General features: G+C 69.3%; 18 protein-coding genes, 1 tRNA gene and 1 pseudogene. 11 read left to right on the top strand and 9 right to left on the bottom strand.

Going from position 1 to position 22,728, the window contains the following annotated elements; translation table 11 throughout:
- Positions 1-489 precede the first annotated feature (489 nt).
- Complete coding sequence (locus AWQ70_RS31695) at positions 490-1,770, top strand: ATP-binding protein (protein ID WP_067184408.1); 1,281 nt, start codon at positions 490-492, stop codon at positions 1,768-1,770.
- Here the strand turns inward: AWQ70_RS31695 and AWQ70_RS31690 are convergent.
- Complete coding sequence (locus AWQ70_RS31690) at positions 1,748-2,680, bottom strand: amidohydrolase family protein (protein ID WP_245647237.1); 933 nt, start codon at positions 2,678-2,680, stop codon at positions 1,748-1,750. The genes AWQ70_RS31695 and AWQ70_RS31690 overlap by 23 nt on opposite strands.
- Before the next feature lie 759 nt (positions 2,681-3,439).
- Here AWQ70_RS31690 and AWQ70_RS31685 point away from each other — a divergent pair.
- From AWQ70_RS31685 to AWQ70_RS31675, 3 genes are all read left to right on the top strand, one after another.
- The gene (locus tag AWQ70_RS31685) at positions 3,440-4,789 is read left to right on the top strand and encodes a hypothetical protein (protein ID WP_157530682.1); all 1,350 of its coding nucleotides are present in this window, start codon (positions 3,440-3,442) and stop codon (positions 4,787-4,789) included.
- Positions 4,790-4,803: 14 nt separating this feature from the next.
- The gene (locus tag AWQ70_RS31680) at positions 4,804-6,675 is read left to right on the top strand and encodes an outer membrane protein assembly factor BamB family protein (RefSeq protein ID WP_157530680.1); all 1,872 of its coding nucleotides are present in this window, start codon (positions 4,804-4,806) and stop codon (positions 6,673-6,675) included.
- A gap of 95 nt (positions 6,676-6,770) precedes the next feature.
- Entirely contained in the window at positions 6,771-8,087 is a 1,317-nt protein-coding gene (locus tag AWQ70_RS31675; protein WP_067184399.1) for a hypothetical protein, read from the top strand.
- Positions 8,088-8,126: 39 nt separating this feature from the next.
- On the opposite strand, the gene AWQ70_RS31670 is transcribed toward AWQ70_RS31675, so the two are convergent.
- Both AWQ70_RS31670 and AWQ70_RS31665 read right to left on the bottom strand, forming a co-directional pair.
- Entirely contained in the window at positions 8,127-9,119 is a 993-nt protein-coding gene (locus AWQ70_RS31670; RefSeq protein WP_084518032.1) for an NAD-dependent protein deacetylase, read from the bottom strand.
- 78 nt (positions 9,120-9,197) lie between these two features.
- A complete protein-coding gene (locus tag AWQ70_RS31665) occupies positions 9,198-10,199 on the bottom strand; it encodes a tyrosine-type recombinase/integrase (RefSeq protein ID WP_084518031.1) in 1,002 nt (333 codons plus the stop codon).
- A gap of 95 nt (positions 10,200-10,294) precedes the next feature.
- Between AWQ70_RS31665 and AWQ70_RS31660 the strand changes: the two genes are divergently transcribed.
- The 3 genes from AWQ70_RS31660 (at position 10,295) to AWQ70_RS39450 (ending at position 11,531) form a co-directional block, all read left to right on the top strand.
- Positions 10,295-10,368: transfer RNA gene (locus AWQ70_RS31660), tRNA-Arg, on the top strand.
- A 122-nt stretch (positions 10,369-10,490) separates the two neighbouring features.
- A complete protein-coding gene (locus AWQ70_RS40040) occupies positions 10,491-11,036 on the top strand; it encodes a hypothetical protein (protein WP_169808776.1) in 546 nt (181 codons plus the stop codon).
- A 198-nt stretch (positions 11,037-11,234) separates the two neighbouring features.
- Positions 11,235-11,531, top strand: coding sequence for an Imm32 family immunity protein (locus tag AWQ70_RS39450; protein WP_157530678.1), 297 nt, complete (start codon positions 11,235-11,237; stop codon positions 11,529-11,531).
- A 265-nt stretch (positions 11,532-11,796) separates the two neighbouring features.
- Here the strand turns inward: AWQ70_RS39450 and AWQ70_RS31650 are convergent, their stop codons facing one another.
- The 3 genes and pseudogenes from AWQ70_RS31650 to AWQ70_RS41655 form a co-directional block, all read right to left on the bottom strand.
- Positions 11,797-12,411: a hypothetical protein gene (locus AWQ70_RS31650; protein ID WP_157530676.1), complete on the bottom strand. Its 615-nt coding sequence runs from the start codon at positions 12,409-12,411 to the stop codon at positions 11,797-11,799.
- Positions 12,412-12,912: 501 nt separating this feature from the next.
- Entirely contained in the window at positions 12,913-13,152 is a 240-nt protein-coding gene (locus tag AWQ70_RS39445; RefSeq protein ID WP_157530674.1) for a hypothetical protein, read from the bottom strand.
- A gap of 250 nt (positions 13,153-13,402) precedes the next feature.
- Positions 13,403-13,675, bottom strand: a pseudogene (locus AWQ70_RS41655) (transposase); the annotation flags it as partial.
- Positions 13,676-13,842: 167 nt separating this feature from the next.
- On the opposite strand from AWQ70_RS41655, the gene AWQ70_RS39435 reads away from it, so the two are divergent.
- Both AWQ70_RS39435 and AWQ70_RS31645 read left to right on the top strand, forming a co-directional pair.
- Positions 13,843-14,001 (top strand): hypothetical protein, encoded by a 159-nt coding sequence (locus tag AWQ70_RS39435; protein WP_157530673.1) that lies wholly within the window; start codon positions 13,843-13,845, stop codon positions 13,999-14,001.
- Positions 14,002-14,381: 380 nt separating this feature from the next.
- Positions 14,382-15,743 (top strand): NAD-dependent succinate-semialdehyde dehydrogenase, encoded by a 1,362-nt coding sequence (locus AWQ70_RS31645; protein ID WP_067184394.1) that lies wholly within the window; start codon positions 14,382-14,384, stop codon positions 15,741-15,743.
- Positions 15,744-15,985: 242 nt separating this feature from the next.
- Here the strand turns inward: AWQ70_RS31645 and AWQ70_RS31640 are convergent, their stop codons facing one another.
- Entirely contained in the window at positions 15,986-18,175 is a 2,190-nt protein-coding gene (locus AWQ70_RS31640; RefSeq protein WP_169808775.1) for an alpha-L-fucosidase, read from the bottom strand.
- A gap of 866 nt (positions 18,176-19,041) precedes the next feature.
- Positions 19,042-19,476, bottom strand: a complete 435-nt coding sequence (locus tag AWQ70_RS39430) for a hypothetical protein (protein ID WP_157530671.1) — start codon at positions 19,474-19,476, stop codon at positions 19,042-19,044.
- A gap of 252 nt (positions 19,477-19,728) precedes the next feature.
- Between AWQ70_RS39430 and AWQ70_RS31630 the strand changes: the two genes are divergently transcribed.
- Together AWQ70_RS31630 and AWQ70_RS31625 are read left to right on the top strand one after the other, a co-directional pair.
- Positions 19,729-20,283 carry a GNAT family N-acetyltransferase gene (locus AWQ70_RS31630; protein ID WP_157530669.1) on the top strand — a complete coding sequence of 185 codons (555 nt, stop codon included), beginning with the start codon at positions 19,729-19,731 and terminating at the stop codon, positions 20,281-20,283.
- A gap of 304 nt (positions 20,284-20,587) precedes the next feature.
- Positions 20,588-21,349: an SDR family NAD(P)-dependent oxidoreductase gene (locus tag AWQ70_RS31625; RefSeq protein WP_084518036.1), complete on the top strand. Its 762-nt coding sequence runs from the start codon at positions 20,588-20,590 to the stop codon at positions 21,347-21,349.
- A 26-nt stretch (positions 21,350-21,375) separates the two neighbouring features.
- Here the strand turns inward: AWQ70_RS31625 and AWQ70_RS31620 are convergent, their stop codons facing one another.
- Entirely contained in the window at positions 21,376-22,644 is a 1,269-nt protein-coding gene (locus AWQ70_RS31620) for a cryptochrome/photolyase family protein (protein WP_067184383.1), read from the bottom strand.
- Positions 22,645-22,728 lie beyond the last annotated feature (84 nt).

The raw sequence follows: 22,728 nt of genomic DNA, 5'->3' as shown, positions 1-22,728 counted from the left end.
TCGTCGCGTCGCTCAGCGCGGCACCTCGTGGTGTCGTCGCCCCGTGAGAACTCCTCGCGGGCGTGGAGTCTCGGCGGGCCCCGGGAATGCCGCCCGTGGCTCCGCCGCAGGTTCCTCCGCCGCCTTGTGACGCACCACGCCGGACACCGCTCTCCCCGGGCGCACCCTCGAGGCGCCGGTGCTCTGACCGGCGGATTCGCCGACTGGGAGCGATGTCCGGGGACGGGCCGCCAGGCGGCGCCCCCGGCCGCCCGTGAGGCCGGTCACTCCGCGTTTCGCCGCTGCGGCGGGGGGAAGGGTGCGGCATTCATCGCAATTCGAACGTGCTTCGCCGCGGCGGGCGGGGTTTCACCGGAGCCGGATGGGGCCTCAGCGGGTTTCGTGGGGCCTCAGCGGGCCTCGTCACGACCTGTGCGGGCTTCGTCGTGGTGGGTGGGGCTTCGTTCGAGCCGGATCGGCATTCATCGCAACTGGAACGGGAGGACGTGGATGGCTCCCTGGCATCTTCGTGATCTGAAGGAAACGGACCTGGACCAGGTGGTCAGGGTCTGGGAGGACTCACGGGACACCCCTGCGGAGCCGATAGTGACGCTGTCGGAGGGGATCGGCCTGCTCGGGCGCGGCGCCCCCGCCGTCGTCGCGGTCGTCGGCGCCCAGATCGTCGGGCTGGCGGTGTCCTCGGCCGGGGAGGACCGGGCCTGGGTGCTCAAGATCGCCATAGCCCGGGAGTGGCGGCATCGGGGTGTCGGGTCGGCCCTGCTGTCCGCGCTGGAGGAGCGCCTGGCCCGGCTCGGGGTGCGCCGCATCGGCGCGCTGCTGCCGTCCAGCGAGGTCGGCGAGAGCGCGTTCCTCAACTCCGGGTACGCCCACCGGCCGGACGTGAGCTATTTCGAGAAGCAGCTCCCGCTGGACAAAGCGGAGGTCACGATCCTCGACCAGCTCGGCGGCGCCGTCCCCGGTCCGCGCCTGTGGGACGCGATCGCGGGCATGGAGGCGGAGAAGGCGCTGATCGAGCGCCGCCTGGTGATGCCGCTCGAGCACCGGGACGTCGCCGCGCGCTACGGGCTGGAGCCGCCGCGCGCGGTCATCCTGTTCGGGCCGCCCGGCACCGGGAAGACGACGTTCGCCCGGGCGGTCGCGTCCCGGCTGCGGTGGCCGTTCGTCGAGGTCTTCCCGTACCAGCTCGCCGGGGACCCGCTCGGTGTGGCGGGCGGGCTCCGGCAGCTCTTCTCGCAGGTCGAGCATCTGGAGCAGGTGGTCCTGTTCTTCGACGAGGCGGAGGAGATCGCCTCGCAGCGGCGCGACCCGGCCTCGAACGCCCACCGGATCACCAACGAGCTGCTCAAGCTGATCCCGGTCTTCCGAAGGCGCGGGCGGCGGCTGCTGATCTGCGCGACCAACGCGGTCGGCAGCCTCGACCCGGCCTTCCTGCGGCCGGGCCGGTTCGACTACCTGATCCCCGTCGGCCCGCCGGACGCGGTGGCGCGGCGTGCCATGTGGGCGCGTTACATCGGCCCGGACCGCCTGCCCCAGGTCGATCTCAACGTGCTGGTGGAGGCGAGCGCCCGCTTCACCCCCGCCGACATCGACTACGCGGCCCGTACGGCGGCGCAGGCCGCGTTCGAACGCCACCTCGCCCCCGGGCACGACCCCGGCCCCGCCCGGCTCACGGACGACTACCTGGACGCGATCGGGAGCACGCGCGGCACGCTGACGGACGAGGACGTCGCCGCTTTCGAACGCGACCTCAGGATCGCGGCCCGGGTGTAGCCGGGAAGAGGCGGGCGGCGTTGTCGTGGCAGACCGCGCGCAGCCAGTCGTCGCCGAGGTCGAGCCGGGCGAGGGCGTCGAGGGCGTGCGCGTACGGATAGGGGATGTTCGGGAAGTCGCTGCCGAACAGGATCCGGTCCCCCAGGTCGATCAGCCGGGGCAGCTCGCTCCGCGGGAACGGCGTCGCCTCCTCGGTGAAGGTGGTGAAGGCCATCGTGGTGTCCAGGTGGACGTGCGGGTGGCCGGCGGCCAGGTCGAGGAACTCGGAGTACTCCGGCAGCCCCATGTGCGCGACGATCAGCCGCAGCCGGGGATGGCGGGCGAGGACGGCGCCGATCGGCCCCGGACCGGTGTGCCGCCCGGGGGCCGGGCCGGAGCCGCAGTGCGCGACGACGGGGACGCCGGCCTCCGCGAGCAGGCCCCACACGTCGTCCAGGAGCGGGTCGGCCGGGTCGTACGCCCCCACCTGGAGGTGCGCCTTGAACACCCGGGCGCCCGACTCGACCGCCTCGGCGACGTACCGGGTGACGCCGGGCTCGGGGAAGAACGTCGCGGTGCGCAGGCAGCCGGGGGTGCGCCCGGCGAAGTCGGCGGCCCAGCCGTTCAGCCAGGCCGCCATGGACGGCTTGTGCGGATAGAGCATCGAGGTGAAGGCCAGGACGCCGAAGGACCGCAGCCGCGCGACCCGCTCGTCCTCCTCCAGCCGGTACGTGATCGGCCAGGCCCGCCCGGTCAGCGGGCCGACGGCGTCGAAGTACGCCCAGACCTTGGTGAGCACCCGTTCCGGCATGAAATGCGTGTGGACGTCGATCAGCCCCGGGAGGCCGAGACCGCGCCAGAACGCCGTCACCCGGCGGATCTCCTCCACCCGCGACTCCGCCCGCGACTCAGCGTCCGACTCAGCACTCAACTCAGCACTCGACTCAGCACTCGACTCGGTCATAACGCTCCACCGTAGCTCGAACAGCTCGAACCGTAATCGAACGGTATGCGCGATCACCCGCACGGGCGGTGAACTCTCCGATATGTCCGTGCGAACGGGGCAGACCACTCCGCTCTGGCCGCCGGATCCCGGCTGGCCATCGGACGTTTCCGGCTCGCGAGGACACTCGGGCTGACCCGGCCCAGGTGGGCGAAAGGCCATGTGGGCGACAGAACGGTCCACTTGCTGTTCGTCGGCAAGGAGTGACGAGATCGTCCTTCGCGACTCATCCGATCAATCCGGTTTAGGGGCTACTGATACGCTCTTTGCCCTTTGTAACGTACGACCGTCAACGGGGCGTGAGTGATGACGGAGCCCGGTTATCACCAGGGGTACCAGCCAGGGTCGCCTCAGTGGCAGGGGTCGCCACAGGGGCCGCCGCCGGGTCCTCCACAGGGCGGCCCGCAGCCGCCGTACGGCCATGCACCGTCGGGCGCGCAACCTGGGTCGCCGCAACCTGGGTCGCCGCAACCTGGGCCGCCGCAACCTGGGCCGCCGCTACCGGGACCCGCGTATCCCGGGCTGCCGCAGGGCCCGTCCCCGTGGGGACCGCAGCCGGGACCGCCGCCCGGCCCTCCGCAGGAGCGGTTCGGATCACCGTGGCAGCCCTGGCAGGGGCCGGGCGCGCCCCCGCCGCCACCGCCGGAGCGCAGGCGCGGGCCCGGGCTGTGGGTGATCCTCGGCGTGGTGTCCCTCGTACTGGTCGTCGCCGTCGGGGCGGGCGTGGGCCTGGTGCTGCGTGACAGCGGCGACGGGCAGGGAACCGGCCAGGCCCAGGAGCAGGCCAAGGGCAAGACCGGCGACCCCGCCACGACCGTCGTCACCGACGACGAGATCACCGCGCTGGTGGAGGGCCACAGCAAGGCGCTGGCCGCGGGCGACACCGCCGCGTTCACTTCGATCTTCGACCCGAAGAACGCCGCGCTGATCCGCGCCCAGACCAGGGTCTTCGCCAACCTGCGCAAGATGCCGTTCAGCGAGGTGTCCTACAAGGTGCTGCGCCGTGACGGCCGCGTCGAGGACAGCTTCGGGCGAGGGGTGAAGTTCACCCAGGACGTCGCCTTCGTCCACCGCTTCGCGGGCATCGACCTGCGGCCGGTGTCGGAGTGGTACCGCTGGACCATCGAGAAGGCGTCGGCCGACGCGCCCCTGGTCGTCACGAAGGTCGGCGGCGCCTCGCCCGCCATGCTGAACGGTGAGGGTTCCAAGACGGTCTACTATCCCGGGCCGTGGGACATCTGGCCGGACGTCACGGTGGTCAAGGCGGGCGGCAACGTCGTCCTCGCCCGGCCGCAGGACGCCGCCCTGGCCCGGCGCGTCGCCCCGGTCGTCGCCGCCGCGGCCGCGGCCGACCTCGCGTACTGGAAGCGCAACGGCGACCCGAACGCCCCGGTGCCCGCCGGGTTCGTGGTCGCGCTCGCGCAGGGGAAGGCGCAGCTCGGCAACCTTTTCCGCAAGGAGAAGGCGACGGAGGCGGGCGTCTCCATCGGGATGCCGAGCTGGGGCGCGGCGGGAGACGCCGTCAAGATCGGCGGCACCCGCGTCGTCATGGACACCACGTCGTCGTTCTTCGACGACGCGGCGGGCATCGCCGAGATCAGCAGGCACGAGCTGGCGCACTCGCTCATCGCGGGACTGGACAGCGCGGACTTCTCCCTCTTCGGCAAGGCGAACTGGATCGTCGAGGGCTTCGCCGAGTACGTCGCCGGCCGCGACCAGCCGATCAGCCGGAACCGGCGCCTGCCGGAGGGCCGCGCCTACGTGGCCGGACAGCTCGCCCAGCCCTTCAACGGCAAGCTGCCCGACAACGTCTTCTGGGACTACAAGGGCATGACCAACGTCAACTACCTCATGGGCCACCTCGCCATGCGGCACATCGCCGAGCGGTACGGCGACCGGAAGCTGGTCGCGGGCGTGGTCGCCGCCTACCGGGCGAACGGGGACGAGAGCGAGGCGGCGCTGTTCCGGGCGCTGGGCGTGAGCAAGACGGACTTCGAGCGGCAGTGGGCGAGCTACGTCCGCCGCCTGCTCGCCTGATCGGGGGAACGGACATGAGCGAACAGCACACCGGGGACCCGTACGGCGACAGGCCCGCCCCGCCGCCATGGGGCCCGCCGTACGCGGGGCAACAGGGTGATCCGGCGGACCCCCGGTCGTCGCACTCTCAGCCGGGACAGCCCGCGGACGGTCGGCCGGCGTACCCGCAACCGGGACAGCCGACGGGACAGCCGACGGGACCGTACGCGGCGTACCAGTCGCCCTTCCCGCAGCCGCCGGGGCAGTCGATGGGGGCCGAGCCGTCCTATCCCCAGGGGACCGCAGACCCTCGGCAGACGCCGCCCGGTCAGCCGTGGCAGCCGTACCCCCAGCAGCCGGGATATCCCCAGCAGGGAGTCCATCCCCAGCAGTCCCCTCCCCAGCAGCCGCCGTACGGCCATCCGCAGAACGCCTACCCCCAGCAGCCGCCGTACGGCCATCCGCAGCAGCCGTACCCGCAGCAGGTGGCGGGGCAGGCGCAGCCGCCCTACCCGCAGCAGACCCTGCCCGCGTACCCGCAGCAGGCGCCGCCGGGATATCCGCCGCAGCCGACGCCGTCCCGGCCGCCCAGGGGGAAGGGCATGACGGCGCTGTTCGTCGCGCTCGGCCTGGCGGTGCTGCTGGCGGTCGGCGGCGGCACCGCGTGGTTCGTCGCGAGAGGCGGCTCGGACGCGTCGGGCGACGCGGGCGGGGCCGCAGGCGGCGGCGCCGGTGGGACCTGGGACGTGCCGCTGCCGAACGCGAACAGCATGGACTTCACCTCGGGCTTCGCCTACGCGGGCTGGCTGACCGACAGCGCGGTCGTCCGCGCCCAGCGGGACGGCCTGCTCGCGTACGACCTGAAGTCGGGCTCGCGCGCCTGGGGCATCCCCACTCCCGGTGAGGAGCTGTGCGGCGCGACCCCCGAACTGACCGGCGGCAAGGGCGCCATCGCGTACGGCACCGCCCACCTGTGCGATCACCTGGCCGGACTGGACACCGCCACGGGCAAGCTCACCTGGAAGATCAAGATCCCGGCGGAGAAGCCCCGGCTCGCCAACTCGCGACTCGTCCCGCGGATCATGAGCGCGGGCGGCATGGCCGTCCTGTACGTGGGCGACGGCCTGTACGCCTACCGCCTCTCGGACGGACGGCGGGTGTGGGGCGTGAAGGCGGACCTGGGCTGCAGCTTCAAGGACGTCAACGCGAACGGCGACCAGGTGGCCGTCCTGATGACGTGCTACGTCAAGGGGCAGAGCACCGTCGTCGCGGTGGTCGACGCCGCCACCGGCAAGGGCGTGTGGAGCCGCAAGATCGGCGACGTGGGCCTGATGGGCTCCGTGTTGTCGGCGGACCCGACGATCATCCGGCGCGAGGAGGGCGACGGGAACGTGTTCACCGTCCTCGACGGCAAGGCCGGGAAGCCGGTCGAGATCAAGACCGGCAAGGTGGACATGCTCGCGATGAACACCGTCGCCTTCATCGACGGCGTCCTCGAACAGCGCAGGTACGCCGTACACGGCGGCCGGCTCTATCTCGCCACCTTCCCGGAGAACGTGCCGGGGAAGCTGCGCTCGGTGAACAAGGCGCTGGCCTTCGATCTCGCCACCGGAAAGCAGGTGTGGCAGTCGTCGGGCACGCAGGACACGATGCTCACCTACGTACGCGCCGACGACCAGGGCCTGCTCGCGCTGGAGGTGGGCGATCGGCGTGACCTGGCGCCCCGGCTGATCCGCCTCGACGCCGCCACCGGTGCCGCGAAGGAGGTCGCCGAACTGCCCCAGAAGTACGGCACCGACGGCGAACGGGCGCGGGTGTTCGAACGGGACGGCGCCGTCATGATCATGCCGTGGACGTCCGTGGCCACCAAGTTCGCGGTCATCCACGTCAACACGAAGGAGGACTGACGGACCGCGGTCCGGGCCGCGGAACCGCCGTCCGCGTCGATGATTGAGAAGGGGCCGGACTCCGGGGCCGGTCCGGCGCGAGGAGGGTCGAGACGGTGACCGGCATCCGTTCCGGGCGGCACTCCACCGACGGAGAGCTCTTCGAGCCGCCCGCACGCCGCGACCACGTGTGGCTGGCGAACATCTACGCCACGCCGTGGCACCTCCCGGAGGGCGTCCCCTCGGAGCCGCCCGGGACGTATCTGCGGCTCGGGCGGCTGGAGCGGCACCTGGCCGGGGCGGCGGCGCAGATGCCGCGCGTGGTCCACCTGATCGACCTCGACCACGACCGCGTCGCCGTACGGCGCTGGAACCACCCGCGGCTGCTGACCGCGGCCCGGCTGTGGCTGCTCGCGGTCCCCTCCGGGCAGATCGTGGCCGTACTCGGCCTCGACGTGCGCTGCGGGCCGGGTCGCACGGTGGATCTGCTGGAGGACTGCTACCACCTCGACGTGCGGGCGGACGGGCGGGCCGTCGAGGCGCTGGCCGCCGAGGCGCTCGGCGTGGAGGGCGACTTCCTCCCCGAACGGCACCAGATCGTCTTCGCGCCGGCCATCTCCGCGGCGCGGTGCGACGAGATCGTGCGGCGCGTGGTCCACCGCGGCGACCTCCCGCGCCGCGGCGAGTTCGACACGATCACCTATCCGGCCGAGCTGAACCGCAGGACGGAGACCGTGGCCGCGGTCGGACCGTACGTCAGCATCCTGGGCGGCCAGCGGGAGCACGTGGAGAACCTCGTCTTCCTGTCCGCGGTCCAGGGTGTGGCCGGCGCGGCGCGGCTGAGGGAGATCCGGTCGGCGGCCTACTCGGCGGTGGGCACCTTCCGCGGGCGCGACCGCGAGGGACAGGGCACGCACGCGCGGCGCGAGACGCTGGAACGGCTCAGCGACCGGCTCGGGGACATGGAGCTGGACCTCAGCTACAGCGTCGAGGCGACGGCCGACCTCGGGATGCTCGTCCCCTCGTTGCCCGTGGCCGGCTACCACGACGCGCTTTACTCGGTGATGGGACTGGTGGACAAGGCCGAGACGGTCGCCCGGATGTTGCGGCGGCTCGAACGCGCCATCGCCGCCGAACTCACCGCGATCGAGAGCCGGGAACGGCGCGCCGACGAGGACCGCAGGCTGCGCTGGACCGCCGCCATCGGGGCCGTGTCCACGCTCGCCGTGCCGGTCGGCCTGATCCTCGCCTTCCTCGGCGTCAACGCGAGCGAGGTGGACGTCACGCGGTCGATGTTCGACGGCCGCTACCTGCCCGTGTACGGCCTGGCCGTCGTCCTCCTGCTGGTCGGCGCGCTGGTCTCGGCCGGGCTGTACGTCCAGCAGCGCCGCGCCGTACACAGAGACGGCCGCGACGCGGGCCGTGGCGGCTGACCTCCCCCCGGGCAGTGGGCTTCGGGGAGAGGTCGACCCTCACGGGCCGAGATGGGTGAGCAGCGCGGCGAGGGTGGCACCGAGAGGGACGTCGAAGGTCAGCAGCGCGTCGGTGTCCCCTCGCGTGGGGCCCCGATTGATGATCGCGATCGGAATGTCGCGCTCCGCGGCGTGCCGTACGAACCGGTAACCGGACATCACGGTCAGCGACGAGCCGAGAACCAGCAGCATGCCGGCGCGCTCGACCAGCGCGTAGCAGTCCTCGACCCGGGGGCGGGGCACGTTCTCCCCGAAGAAGATCACGTCCGGCTTGAGCACGCCGCCGCAGCCGTGGCAGTCCACGACCCGGAAGGCGTCGATGCGGTCGTCGGCGATCACGGCGTCGCCGTCCGGGTTGATCACGCCGACCCGGGCGTGCCAGCCGGGGTTGGCCGCCCGCAGGCGCTCGTCCAGCGCCTGCCGAGGGGTGCGTACGCCGCAGGCGAGGCAGCGCACGCGGTCGAGGCTGCCGTGCAGTTCGATCACGTCCCGCGCGCCGGAGGACTGGTGCAGGCCGTCGACGTTCTGCGTGATGATGCCGGTGACCAGCCCGCGTTCCTGCAGCCCGGTCACCGCGCGGTGGCCGGCGTTGGGGGCGGCGCGGGCGATGTGCCGCCAGCCCAGGTGGCTGCGCGCCCAATATCGCCTCCGGGCCGCCGCGCTGCCGACGAAGGTCTGGTACGTCATCGGGTCGGCCTGCCGCCGGCGACCGCTTTCTCCGCGATAGTCCGGGATTCCGGATTCGGTGGAGATCCCGGCCCCGCTCAGGACCACCACGTCGCCGTCCGCGACGAGGTCGGCCAGCAGGCGGAAGTGCTCGCCGAACACCCCCTCGAAGCCACCCGGGTGTACGGCGGCGTGAGCGCCGTCGGTGTCGCGGTGTGTGGTGGCGATGTCGGGGTGTGTGGCGTCGGCGGGAGCGCCGCCGAGGTGGGGCCGCACCGTGCCGACGGCGATGGGAGCACCGTCGAAGTCAGGGAGCTTCACCGACATGACGTCCGATTCTTCGCCTACCGCCCGAGTCATTCCTCCATGGTGCCCGACGTCCCCGGCCGCCCCCGCCCGGCCCGGTCAGATGCGGTCGCCGGGGGAGAGGCGAGCGTGCGCCTCCCGGGCACGGCGTTCGGCGCTCGCTGCGGTGTAGCGCTGAACCGTCGCCAGGGAGTTCCACCCGCCCACGCACATCAGGTCGAGCGGATCCCCTCCGGCGTCCAGGAACGACGCCGCCATGGTCGTCCGGAACCGATGGGTGTCCACGCCGGGGATGCCCGCCTGTCCGGCCCGGCGCTTGAGCATCTGCAGGATGCCCGTCGTCGTCAGCCGACGATCGCCCCCGGCCGCCGTACGGCCGCGCTCGGGCAGCCAGAGCCAGGGGCTGCCCGCGTGGGCGTGCCGGGCGCGGGCGCGGATGTAGCGGTCGATCGCGGCCGCCGTCTTGCGGCCGATGGGCGCCATCCGCGTCCGGCCCTCCTTGAGCCGGATCCGCAGCGCGTGCCGGCTCAGGAACACGTCGGTGAGCTCGTCGTCCTCGGGGTGGTAGCGCAGCCCGGCCAGATCGGCGCCGCGTACCCCGTTGTCGAGCAGGACGCGCATGATCGCGGTGTCGCGCCGGTCGATGAAGGTGCTGCCCGAGCAGGTCATGAGCATCAGCCGCAGCTCGTCCTCGTTGAGGGGCTCGGCTGGGCGCGCGACGACCTTGGGCGGTGCGAGGCCGGCCATCGGAGACGGGCCGTCCAACTCGTCCTCGTCGATCAGCCAGTTGAACAGGATCCGCAGGTTACGGAAGTGCTTGTGCGTGTCCCCGGCACTGCGGCTGGTGAGATCTCCACAGGGGCAGGGCCGGAGACGCTCCTCGTCCAGCCAGCAGCCGTGCAGGCGCGCGGCGAAGAAGGCGCCCATGTGCTTCGCCCGGATCTTGGAGATCTGCTGAGGCATGTCATGCTTAGCCAAGTACTCGGTGAGCAGCCTTGCCGAGTGGAGGTAGCTGGTGATCGTTCCCGCGGCGAGCTGCTCGCTTTCGAGCGCCAGCCTCCATGAAGGCATGAGGTCGCGGAGGAGTGGGGATCTACCCATCGGGGTTGCTCCAAATCCGATGCTGTTTCATCGGTGTGCGGCTATGCTACCTTATGCCATGGTCAGCAAAAGTGCTGGTCAATCCCATAAATCCAGCGCCCTTAGCTCAGCCGGATAGAGCATCGGACTTCTAATCCGACGGTCGGGGGTTCGAATCCCTCAGGGCGCGCTCTCCAGACCAGGCCACATCCCGTGTGACCTGGTCTTTTGCTTTGGTACGACATGTGCCGTCCATGCAGCCGTAGGCCACCGAGAGCCACCGTTTGTCACTGATCACGGGATATACGCGGGATGGAATCGCTGACGTTGCCGCAGGTCGAGGGCCGGCCTCCGGACGTCTGCGGGATGAATGCAAACCCCGGCGTTCAGCCAGAGCGAGACGGCCGCGTGTCGCAGGTCGTACGGCCGGGCCGCCAGGGGAGAGTCGACCTGGTCGGGCGCGAGCGCGTAGGTTCGAGTTTCCTTCCAGATCTTCGCGTAGGCCGAGCCGGAGATCACGTCGCCTGTCCTGGTCCGAAACAGTCGCCCATCGTCGCCGACGCCGTACCGGCCGATATGGTCGCGGAGGATGCCCACCAGTTCCGGAGGAATGGGTACCGGCCGGGTGATCTTCTCGTCTCGGTGCTTCAGGCCGCGCTCGTCATGCCCCTTGCCGGAGTCGGTGAACCGCTTATTGCTCTGCGGTGCGGTCTTTTCCAGCGTGAGCAGACCCGAGCCGTCTTTGGGAAGGTGACAGTCCTTCTCGCGGAGTCCGCCCGCCTCGCCGGTCGAAGGCCGCCGAAGTACATGCAGGCGAACATGGCCGCCAGCATCGACCCGCGCGACCGCACGAAGTAGGTGACGGCGACGAGGAGTTCCCGAGCCTGGGCCGGGTTCACCAAGACGCGGGGCCAGGGGGCAAGGTCGTTCGTCCGTGGGGCGCTCCGCCTTGACCCTCTGGCCCTGTTCCGCTTCCCCTGCGGGCGGGTCGACGGCATACGGGATGATCAGTCGGGCGGTCGTGTGCGTGGGCGCATAACCGTGGACACTGATCGCGTGAACGATCGTCCCGACGTGGCCAAACCTCCAACCACACGCATTCCCGTATCCGGCCGCGACTACAGAACTCCGCGATCATGGCCAATAGATCACCAACTGACCGTCCGGGCATACGACAACGAGGTCGTGATAGAGGGCGACAAGATCGCACTCCGCTCTCTTGCTGAACTCCTTCTCATGCTTTCCGAGTCCGATACGCCCTTGAGCGCGCACTTCCATCTAGAAGCATCAGCAGGACAACTAACGACTGGTTCGATGAACCTCGTGCTCGATCACAATGAGTGGGACAAGTGACCGCCGGGCCATCAGCGGGCATTAAGCAGGGCGACGAGGGGCCAACCACGGTCACTCATGACCGGCCCCACGCGCAGGTCAGCCGCTCTACGGGCCGTGATCCATGCAATTCCCAAGCTGACAGCGCGGATTCGATTCCCGTCACCCACTCCACGAACGAAGGGCCAGCCAGGTCAGGGACAGCTGACCGAGTACCCGCTCCAGTTGCTTCACATCGAAGAGCTCACTGGTCCGATCCCGACAGACGAAATTCATGGAGCTGGTGTCATCGGGGACAGGCGGTATGGGGAGGTGCGCCCGGCGACTCGGTGTTGAAGACAAAGCCCCAGGCCATGTACAGGCGAGCGGGCACCGGAGGCACACACACGCGCGCATCGTAGACGCCTTCGTACCGCCATTCCGCGCCATCCTGGCGAGCCCAGTTGTGGATGCCGTCGTTCAGGAGCGCGATGGCGTGATACACGTCGGCGGCCTTGGTATCACCGTAGACAATGCCGTAGTAGATGGTGCCGCCGGTGGCCACGTGGGTTGCCTGACCAGACGGGCCGGAGGCGCTTGCCGCATGGGCGAGAGCGTCACGCGTCGCCTGCCCGATCTTGAGAGGCCAGGCCGTCCCTGCGGCCTCACGTGGACCGAGAACCTCCTCTTCCTCAAGAGCGTCTTCTCGCGCCGACCCCTCGGGCTGAGCGTCGGCCAGTCTCGCGCTGTCTGGGGATGGCGCCAGGCCCGTACTGGGCGCGGGCGCCAGGGATGGCGCCGCCTGGTGACTCGCAGGCCGCTGAGACGCACTGAGCACGATCGCCACTGTCGTGATCGCGGCCACCACGACCAACAGGGCCGCGCCGAGGATTACCACGGGCAACGGTGAATTCGTCTTCACGCGATGATTTTCACACGTGTAGGCCAACCTGCCCGTTGTGTGTCCGGTCGGGCGGCGATCAGCGGGTAGTCATGGAGACTTAACCGTGCTCAACCGGCATACGCCTAAGTCGATGTTTTCGCAGATCAGGCCGCACGATCTCGAAAGACTTCCCAGGCTGATAGTTCTCTGGCTGTACAGCCACGAGTACAGCCAAGAGAGCGAACGAGTACGGAACTCGGCGAACGTCCACGGACACCGCACCCGCAGGTCGGAGCCGCGGGCCTCGATCGAATCGACGTCTTTAATTTGTAGGTTCAGGCTCGTTCCTGGTCCCGCCCACAATCATCTGGGTAGGCGCAGTACCGCCGGCCGATGCCGCACGTACAGTGCCAATATGGATGACCCGGCGCCTTCCGCTGACGAGCCCTCAGCCTGTCCGGCTTGCGGTGCCGAACCCCAGCAGTCCACCGATCCCGAACGCATATGGACAAGCGTCTGCTGCTGCGGCCATCCCCGCTACTACGACCACAAGCACCGCGACGGCACCTGCCCATGCCTCACGGCCCATTGACGGAATGCCTCCGGCGCGAGCGCAGGCGCAATCTCATCCTCGATGAAATCGTAGTCGAGCGTGTGGCTGAGATTCAGCCCGAGCTTGGCCATATTGAGGTCGAGGCGGTCAGGTTCGGCTCCCAAACGGTCCTGCGGAACATTGGCTCGACTGTGGTGATCATCCGCCGTTGAGGGAAATATGCTCACGCCTGTTCAGGGTCCTTTACGACCGATCGAAGGGAAGGAACATGAGGCGCGTGAGACGGGCCCTTCGAGTGCCCGTCATCTATCACACGTTCATGCTGATGGACGCCTATGGGACCGGCGGCACTCCGTCGCATGATCTGCCCCTCTGTCGAGCAGGTTCATCTCGACCAGCCCGAACGGTGTGATGATTCTTAACAATCTCGACACTCACTGCGCCGACGTCATCATCGAGGCATAGGACGAATCGGCCCCCACGCGAACAAACCGAGGCGGCTTTCAGGACCTCATTCGCCCGGCGGAGTTCGGCGTTCTCCCGTCGCAGCCGCTTCAACTCGGCCGATTCATCGCTGGTGGTGCCTGGTCGTGTGCCTTCGTCGATCTGGGCTTGGCGGACGCATTTGCGCAGCGTCCCGGCGGTGCCGATGCAGAGCTTCGCAGCGACCGCGTTGATCGCGGTCCACTCGGTCGGGTAGTCCGGACGGACCTCGGCGACCTGTTGCACCGTCCGGCCGGCCTTCAGCAGGTCGAGGACTTTACGGCGGAACCCGGGGGATAGCTCCTGGGCATGCTGACCTCTCTTGAGGTTCCAGGCATGCAAGTCAACCAAAGTGACTTCACGAAAGGTGGGGCACATCCGAGCCTCCGCCGAAGGCGGAGCGCTTCAACAAGACCGGCACCAACTCCGACGGATTGGGCGGCGGGAACGACATCGCCGTCATCTGGCCCGAGAAGAACGCCGCTCCCGTCATCATGGCGATCCACACCGACCGTACCCCGGGCCTCGCGACCGACAACAAGACCATCGCCAAGACCGCCACCATCCTGGCCCCGCGGGTCGGCAAGCTCTGAGGTCTCGCACCGTGGTTGAAGCACACGAACGCACCGACGGTAGTCTCTGAACCGAAGAGATCGGCGGAGCGACGTTCGAACTCAGCGGCCAGTGGGTCCCCCCAGACCAGACAGCTCTGATCGACATGATCGAAGCCGGGCCGCGAGCCGTACGGCGGCCGACGCCATGACGACCCCTGTCACCCGAGGCGCACTGTGAACATCTGCAGGGCTGCCGTCGCCCCGTACTTCGGGCTCGAGGCGCTCGACCTTGTTGTCTCCTTCGAGAGCGACCGGGCGAGCGAGGGGCGGACGCGTCGGCGCACAGCTCCGCACCGCCGACACTCACAATCGGTGCCCGACCCGGCACCGGCTGAACCACTCCCGACAGGAGAACGACGATGAGCACCAGTCCCTCCTACCAGGTGACCGACCCGGCGACGGGCGAGGTCGTCGAGACCTTCGAGCCGGCGACCGACGCAGACGTCGAGGCCGCGCTGACGGCCGCCGCTGCGGCGTACGCGACGTGGAAGGACGTCCCGATCACCCGACGTGCCGAGATCGTCAGCAAGATCGGAGCACTGTTCGCCGAGCGTGCGGACGAGCTCGCCGCGATCGCGGCCCAGGAGATGGGCAAGCCGGTCTCGGAGGGAGTGGGAGAGGTCGAGTTCTGCCAGGCGATCTTCGACTACTTCGCGACCGAGGGCCCGACGCTCGCCGCGGACCAGCCGATCAAGACGTTCGCAGGCGGAAAGGCCGTCGTGCAGAAACTGCCGATCGGTGCTCTGCTCGGGATCATGCCGTGGAATTTCCCGTACTACCAGATCGCCCGTTTCGCGGCGCCCAACCTGATGCTGGGCAACACGATCATCCTCAAGCACGCCGAGTCGGTGCCGAGGTCGGCGCTCGCAGTCGAACAGATCATGAAGGACGCCGGCGTGCCGGAGGGGGTGTACGTCAACCTGTTCGCGACCCACGAGCAGATCGAGACGATCATCGCCGACCCGCGGGTGCAGGGCGTCTCGCTGACCGGATCCGAGCGGGCCGGTGCGATCGTCGCGTCGCTCGCGGGGAAGCATCTGAAGAAGTGCGTGCTCGAGCTGGGCGGCTCGGACCCTTACGTGATCCTCGACAGCGACGACGTCGCGGAGGCGGCGGAGACCGCGTGGGGCACCCGCATGTACAACATGGGCCAGGCCTGCAACTCCAACAAGCGCATGATCGTGATGCATGACATCTACGATGACTTCGTCTCGGAGCTCACCCGGAAGGCGCTCGCGATCGAGCCGGGGTCATACGCCCCGATGTCATCTCGGGCGGCCGCGGAGACGCTCGCGGCCCAGGTCGACGACGCGGTCAGCAAGGGAGCGACACTGCATGCCGGCGGTGTGCTCAGTGAGGCGCCGTCGGCGTACTACTCGCCTGCCGTCCTCACGGGTGTCACCCCGGACATGCGGGCCTACAGCGAAGAGCTGTTCGGGCCGGTCGCCGTGGTCTACAAGGTCGGCAGCGACGAGGAGGCCCTGGAGCTGGCGAACGACACGCAGTACGGACTGGGTGGCGCGGTGTTCAGCACCGACGTGGATCGCGCCACATCCCTGGCCTCGCGGCTCGAGACCGGGATGTCGAACGTGAACACCCCTGCCGGTGAAGGCGCAGAAGTTCCGTTCGGCGGGGTGAAGCGCTCCGGGTTCGGCCGCGAGCTCGGTCCCCTCGGCATGGACGAGTTCGTCAACAAGCGGATGTTCTTCGTCGCGGACTGACAGCGCCGCCGCGTGATGGGACCGACGGATCCAGGATCCGTCGGCCCTCATCACGCCCCCCGCTCTCGAAACTGAGCCCTCAGCCCACTCCTTTTCGTCTGCCGGGATGCCGAACGGGAGGCGAGCTGGGCGGGCGCATCCTCCTGCAGGTTCTCTCCGTCGCCGTTGCGCGCACCGGCGCCGATCACCGCGCTCATGACGAGCGGACCACGGCGATCGGCGCCTTGTGCTTCCTGCCTGCGTTAGCGGCCTCTCACCCGCACCTCGGCCAGGGTCAGCGGGTCGGTGCCCGAGGAGAGCTGGATGCGCACGTACCGGCCGGACGCGCCGGCGGGCAGTTTGATCGTGCTGGGCCGCCCGGCCTGCTCTTGCACGTGCACGGCGGTCACGCCCGGCGCGGTGCGGGCCGCTTCCAGGCCGTCTGCCGTGATCGGCTGCTCGGAGGAGATCACCCAGTAGTCCCGCAATCGGTCAGCGCAGCAGTCGGTGCGGTTCCAGATCTCCACGCTGTCCAGGCTGGCCGAGGCCCCCAGATCGACCTGCCACCACGCCTCCTTGGCCGGCTCCGCGGTGTGGCTGACCGAACCGTTCCAGAAGGCGCCGTCGGTGTTGCCGTCCACGGCCCGGGAGGCCGGAGCGTCGTAGCCGGTGCTCTGCTGGGTGGCCGGCTTGCCCTGCGCCAGGTTGGGCAGGACCACCGAGACAGGGATCGAGTACGGCGCGCGGAGCCGGCCCGTCTTGAGCGTCGCCTGAATCCGCAGCGCGGCAGGCTCGGCCCCGCTCGGCACGGTCACGGTGACGGGCACCTCGGCGCTCGCCCCGGCCGCCAGGTGGCCGATCTGGGTACTCGCCGGGGTCACCGTCCAGCCCTGGGGCGCGGTGAGGGCCAGCGAGGCCTGGCGCAGCGGCTTGGAGGCGGGGTTGGTGACGGTCACCTTGCCGGTGAAGCTCTCACCGGCCTGCACATGCTCAGGGAGGTCAGTGGCGAAGCGCGGCAGGGCCGACACACCGGGCGTCTCGATCTTGAAGGAGTAGGCGTACCGCCCGGTCTCTGCGGGGGTGGTGACGACCACCCGACCCTGCTCGTCGCGCTGCCACGGCAACGAGGCGCCGTCGGAGCCGAGCAGCGTGATCCGCGTTCCGGGGCCTACCGGCACGTCCGCGCCCAAGGTGAGCTGTTCTCCCGGCCACTTCAGCGCGGTCGCGTAAAGGACGCCGTCCTTGACGGTGTACCGGACGTCGTCCGGACCGCCCTTCTCCTCGGCGCGCGTCCAGTACGTGGTGCCGTACATGGCCTCGCCGTTGACCTTCAGCCAGGCGCCCATGTCCAGCAGCCGCTCCCGCTGTACGTCGGGGATGGTGCCGTCGGCCTTCGGACCCACATCCAGCAGCAGGTTGCCGTTCTTGCTGACGATGTCCACGAAGGAGTCCACTAGCTGGTCGGAGGTCAGATAGTCCTCGACGGGCTCGTTCTGATTGAAGCCGTAGGAGTGCGCGATGCCGCGGCTGGACTCCCACTTGACTGGATCGATGTCCGGCTTGACGGAGTACTCGGGCGTCTGGAAGTCCAGCTCGTGGCTCTCCAGCGCGCCACTCTCGATCTTGCACCGGTTGGCGACCGCCACCTCCTTGCCGTTCTTGAGCGCCTTGTTGTAGTAGTCGGCGATCACTCCCGCGGTCTGCCACTGGGCGGCCGAGCGGTCCCACTGGCCGTCGCACCACAGGATGTCGGGGTCGTAGCCATCGATCAGCTCGTGCAGCTGCGGAAGCATGTAGTCCTTGACGTAGTCGCCGCTCTGCGGAGCCCCGGTGTACGGCACGGGCCGGCCGGTGTACGGGTTGGTCGCCGGCTGGCCGGTGAACAGCGGGTTGTACCACTCCATGAGCGAGTAGTAGAAGCCCCCGCGCAATTTCCCGTCGGCGCGTGCCGCGGTGAACAGCTCCTTCGCCAGGTCACGCTTCGGGCCCAGCGCCATGGTGTCGCGCTCGCTCACCTTGCTGTCCCACAGGGCGACGCCCTCGTGGTGCTTGGAGGTGAGGACGAAGTACTTGGCCCCGGCGTCGTTGAAGAGCTTGACCCAGTCGGCGGCGTCGAACTTCTCGGCCTTCCACTGCTCGGCGAAGCGGTCGTAGGGGAAGTCCTCCCCGTAGGTCGCCCGGTGGTAGCGGTTGGTCTCGTTACCGGGGGAGTTCATGTAGTACCAGTACCACTCGGCGTAACTGCCGCGGGGGCCCCACGCTGGGACGGAGTACGCGCCCCAATGGACGAAGATGCCGAATTTGTCGTCGTTGAACCACTTGGGGGTCGGATGGCTGTTCAGTGATTCGACGGTCGGCTCGTAGGGGCCGTCCGTTGATGCCTGAGCGGGAGAGGAGATACATCCGACGACAGTGAGCATGGAGGCGGCGAGAAGTCGACGTAAGCGAGCCATGACCACTCCAAAACGAGGGAGAGATTGGAGGAAAGGTAGCTCGATCTTCATTCTGACGGCAAGGGGTGGACGCACATTCATCCGATGTCTGGCATCAACAGCGGAAGCACCGTTGTCGGCTCTGCGAGCGTGCTCCACCCGCCGCCGTGTTCCAGCGCCATGGCGGTCCGCCGGGGCCACCGCGACGCGGTCGCGGCACTACTGCGGGCAGGGGCCCACCCGTGGCGGCCGCTCGGCGGGCGAGCTCGCGCTGACCGGCCCGCTCGTCAGCCCGGGAGCACGGAGCTCACTAAAGTAGCGATCTTCGGACTGCGCAAGTCATCGAAGTCTTGAAGGCGAACGCCCATGATGAACATTGACCAGACGCCAGCGCGAATCCGTCTCGACGCCGCGTTGAACCGCATGGCCGACACCTTCCATGGCATGACGGCCCGTCCTGATGAGCACAACTGTGAGTGCCACTGGGGTAGCGCGGAAGAGCTCGCGCGGTTGAAGGTACCGGACGTAGAGCTGGACCTTGATCTTCTACACCGCGCCTGGCGGGTCGGCGACTGGAATGACCATGCATCGGTGTTGCGCCGTGTCCTGCCCCAATTGTCGAGGGCTCTCGTCGACGGCCTCGTCGAGCCGCTCTTCGGAATGGAGGAGGTCGGACGTTCATTCGCTCGCGGCCAGTGGCAGCAGTGGCCTGACGAGCAGGTTGCAGCGGTCTGGGAATTCCTGAACGTCTGGTGGGCCCACACTCTCATCGACCCGGATCCCGCTGTGCCCGCGCACGAAGTCCTCGTACTGTGCAACGAAGCCTCTGCCGCACTCAGCCCCTGGCTGCACGTCTGGGAAGCGCAGACGTCCGGCGCGGCGGACCATCACCTGGCCCAAGCGGTGGCGCACTGGGAGTACGACTTACTGGGAGACCAGCTCCCCTGGGAAACCTGGGAGGACGAGGATGAGACGCGTATCGAGTTGACGGCCTGGCTGATCCGGAACGCCCCTGCCCGGCTCCGTGCCCGGAACGCGCCCGTGGAGCTGCTCCATCGGATACGACTGCTCGCCCCCGGAGCTGCCTGCACGTCCTGCCAGTCGTCGATGAGCACCATCAGCCAGAAGATCTCCTCGGGGCCGTCGCACTTGTCCCTGAGTTCGAGGATCAGGAAGTCCGCACCCTTGCCGATGGGGAGGGAGCCCTCGGCTATTCCCTGCGCCACATCGCGGGCGACGTCCCATGGTGTGCGCTGGACATCGATGGGTGGGAAGCCGCTCTCCGCCAGCACCTCGCGGACGAGCGGCTCGACTTCGGTCATCGATCCGATGGACAACGTGTGCCCCGCCAGTTCCCATACCGCTGGAGAGTCCAGGCCCGCTTCGATCAGTTCGCAGGCGAGCCGGCCTGCCTCCGGCGCGGTCCCCGAGAGGCGGCCCCACAGGAGATCGCCTCTCAGCTCAGCCAGACGATTCCTGAGCTCGGGCGAGAGTTCCACCGGACGCGGTTGATCGCTCATGAGACCAGAGTGCCCGCCGGAAGGTTCCTACGGTCCGCGAATACAATCACCGGGATGGAGACGCCCTCGATCCGTCGGAGAACCGCCGAGGATCTGCCCGCGTGCGTCGACGCCCTCGCCGCCGTGCATGCGTGCGATCGCTACCCGGTGGACTGGCCCGCCGATCCCGCGCGATGGCTGACGCCGTCCCGCCTGGTTGAGGCATGGGTGGCGGTCGAAGGGCGTGACGTGGTCGGACACGTGGGGCTCTCGCAACTTGACGCGGCAACGCTTGAACCGTCCCTCGCCGAGGCCCTCGGCACGCCGGCCGCGCCGGTCGGATCGATCACCCGGCTCTTCGTCACCCCTCGGCGGCGAGGCCACGGGCAGGCCGCCCGGCTCCTCGAGGTGGCCCGCAAGGAGGCGGCCAACCTGGGGATGTCTCTCATACTCGACGTGTCGGACGACAGCCACGCGGCCATCGCTCTGTACGAGAGTGCCGGATGGCGACGTGTCGTGAGCGCCCGCGCCGACTGGCTGAACGCGGCGGGCGAACACGCTTTGTTGCACTACTACGTGAGTCCCGAGACGGCGCGGAAGCCAGGACGTGCCGCCGGCCTGTACGAGTAGGCCGGTTCCGGGCTGCACGAGCCTGGCCGCCCGGCTGATTCACGACCAGTGACGCGGCGGTCCTGAACTTCGCAAGCTCCCTAACAAGTGTTTGCTTGAAAAGCGACACCCGTCTATCCTGCACAGGCAGAGTGGCCGAGCGGTCGTTCGGGTTACACGCTGCCGCCCCCCTCCGTCCCTCGGCCCGTCCCGTGACCGGCGGATGATTCGTCCGGACACGGCCCTCGGCGACGGGTGCGTCAGGTGAGCGGGCGAACAGTTGATCTCCGTCTGGCAGATCAGCACTTCGCGAGAGACGGTGTCCATGCCCAGAGAACACGCGGTCGTCACGGGCGGCGGTAGCGGGATCGGCCTCGCCGTAGTGCGGCGGCTGATCAACCGCGGGCTGGCCGTGACCATCCTGGACATACGAGCGACCGCGACGAACGTCGATGACCTGCCTGAGGGCACGCTGCAGGCTTTCGACGTGGACGTCACGCGGGAGCCGGACGTGCGCGCGGCCCTGGCGACGGCGGCACGGACGGCAGGAGCCCCGACGCGGCTGGTGACCAGTCACGGCATCCGAGGGCAGTACAAACCCGCCTTGGAGCTCGACCTGGACGCGTACCGGCGGGTGCTCGACGTCCATCTGGTCGGGACCCTGGTCGCGGCGCGGGCTCTCGTCGCCGGGTTGCCGGAAGACGGCGCCCGGAGTGGCGACCGGCCGGAGCGGGGGTCCATCGTGACCGTCTCCTCCACCACGGCCTATCGGGGGTGGGCGGACCAGGCGGACTACGGTGCCGCGAAGGCCGCCGTGATGCAGCTGACCCAGAATTTGGCGATCGAGTGGGCCCCGCTCGGGATCCGCGTCAACAGCGTCGCGCCGGGGCACACGCTGACCCCGATGGTCCAAGAGATGATCGATCAGGGATACGACGTGACCGCCACCCAGGCGCGCACACCACTGGGACGCCTGTGCTCCCCGGACGAGATGGCCGCGGCGATCGAGTTCCTGTTGCTCGACGCCACGTTCTCCACCGGTGTCTGCATGCCGGTGGACGGCGGTTGGACCGCGGTCGGCAAATAGGGCGGATCCTCCTCTTCGCGCGGGTCTCACCGCCTTCGATCGACAGGATCGAGCGGGGCGGGATAGCCGGAGACCCTCCGGGACAGGCGCCAGGGCTCGCGGGCCTCGGCCGCGGGCCGGCCGGCCAGCTCCGGGACGTACCTGCGGATGTACGCGGCGTCGGGGTCGAACCGCCTCGCCTGCCGGACCGGGTTCAACACGCGGCCGGGCCGGGTGGAGTTGCCGGTGCCGGCGACCCACTGCCAGTTGCCGGAGTTGTTCGCGACGTCGCCGTCGAGCAGCAGGTCGAAGAAGTGCGCGGCCCCCACCCGCCAGTCCACGCCCAGGTGGTTGACGAGGTAGTCGGCCACGATCATCCGTGCCCGGTTGTGCATCCACCCCTCGGCGAGAAGCTGCCGCATGCCCGCGTCCACGATCGGGACGCCCGTCGTGCCCGCCTTCCACGCGCTCACCGCGTCCGGGGCGTCCCGCCATCGCCGGGGGCGTGACCGGTAGTCGTCGCGGTTGATCCTCGGGAACGCCAGAGTCACCTGGTGGAAGAAGTCGCGCCAGCAGAGCTGCCGGACGAACTCGGGCTCGGAGCCCGCCAGGTCCGCGAGTTCCAGAGGGGAGACGCATCCGAAGCGCAGGTACGGGCTCAACCGCGAGGTGCGGTCACCCGCCAGGTCATCGCGCCCCTCGGCGTAGCCGTTCAGTCCCTGCCGCAGCCAGACGTCCAGGCGTGCGCGGGCCGCCGTCTCGCCGCCTTTCAGAACGGGGCGCGACGCGTGCGCGGGCAGGTCGCCCGCGACCAGGCCCGGCGGCGCCGGGACGCGGGACGGCGCCGGCAGCACCGCGCGGCGTGCCCCGCCGGCCCAGGCTCGCCAGTAGGGCGTGAAGACCCGGTAGTGGTCCCCACCGCCCGACGGCCGCAGCGCGCCGGGAGGTACGACCGTCAGGCCGGGGAAGAGACGGAGGTCGACCCGCTCGCCCGCGAGTCGGCGCTCGCGCCTGCGGCCGAGCTCGCTGACGTCGGAACTCGCGTATATCGCATCGGCCCCCACCTCGCCGGCCAGGCGCATCGTCTCGGTCACCACGTCGCCTCGCCGGAGGAACAGGTCTCCGCGCAGGGCCCGGAGCGACTCACGCAGATCGGCCAGGCAGTCGAGCAGGAAACCGGTCCGGTGGCCGGCGGGCACCTCGGGATCCAGTACGAACAGCGGCACCACGCGACCACCGCGGTCGCAGGCGGCGGACAGGGCCGGGTGGTCGCGCACGCGCAGATCCCGGGTGAACAGCACAATCACGGTGTCCATCGAGAGAGCATTCGGGGTGGACGGGACGGCGGTTGCATCCGATCCGGCGGCGTCTCGCGAATCGAGTGGTGGAGGGTGCTCTGT

Source organism: Microtetraspora niveoalba (assembly GCF_001570405.1).
Lineage (GTDB): Bacteria > Actinomycetota > Actinomycetes > Streptosporangiales > Streptosporangiaceae > Microtetraspora > Microtetraspora niveoalba.
Note: the sequence above shows the minus strand (reverse complement) of the source record. Positions and strands in the feature narration are given on the sequence as shown.

What these genes read in the sequence shown, in the direction of transcription:
- AWQ70_RS31695 (WP_067184408.1), top strand. Translation starts at nt 490, where the DNA reads ATGGCTCCCTGGCATCTTCGTGATCTGAAGGAAACGGACCTGGACCAG.
- AWQ70_RS31680 (WP_157530680.1), top strand. Translation starts at nt 4,804, where the DNA reads ATGAGCGAACAGCACACCGGGGACCCGTACGGCGACAGGCCCGCCCCG.
- AWQ70_RS31670 (WP_084518032.1), bottom strand. Translation starts at nt 9,119, where the DNA reads ATGTCGGTGAAGCTCCCTGACTTCGACGGTGCTCCCATCGCCGTCGGC.
- AWQ70_RS31665 (WP_084518031.1), bottom strand. Translation starts at nt 10,199, where the DNA reads ATGGGTAGATCCCCACTCCTCCGCGACCTCATGCCTTCATGGAGGCTG.
- AWQ70_RS40040 (WP_169808776.1), top strand. Translation starts at nt 10,491, where the DNA reads ATGGAATCGCTGACGTTGCCGCAGGTCGAGGGCCGGCCTCCGGACGTC.
- AWQ70_RS31645 (WP_067184394.1), top strand. Translation starts at nt 14,382, where the DNA reads ATGAGCACCAGTCCCTCCTACCAGGTGACCGACCCGGCGACGGGCGAG.
- AWQ70_RS31640 (WP_169808775.1), bottom strand. Translation starts at nt 18,175, where the DNA reads ATGGCTCGCTTACGTCGACTTCTCGCCGCCTCCATGCTCACTGTCGTC.
- AWQ70_RS39430 (WP_157530671.1), bottom strand. Translation starts at nt 19,476, where the DNA reads ATGACCGAAGTCGAGCCGCTCGTCCGCGAGGTGCTGGCGGAGAGCGGC.
- AWQ70_RS31630 (WP_157530669.1), top strand. Translation starts at nt 19,729, where the DNA reads ATGGAGACGCCCTCGATCCGTCGGAGAACCGCCGAGGATCTGCCCGCG.
- AWQ70_RS31625 (WP_084518036.1), top strand. Translation starts at nt 20,588, where the DNA reads ATGCCCAGAGAACACGCGGTCGTCACGGGCGGCGGTAGCGGGATCGGC.
- AWQ70_RS31620 (WP_067184383.1), bottom strand. Translation starts at nt 22,644, where the DNA reads ATGGACACCGTGATTGTGCTGTTCACCCGGGATCTGCGCGTGCGCGAC.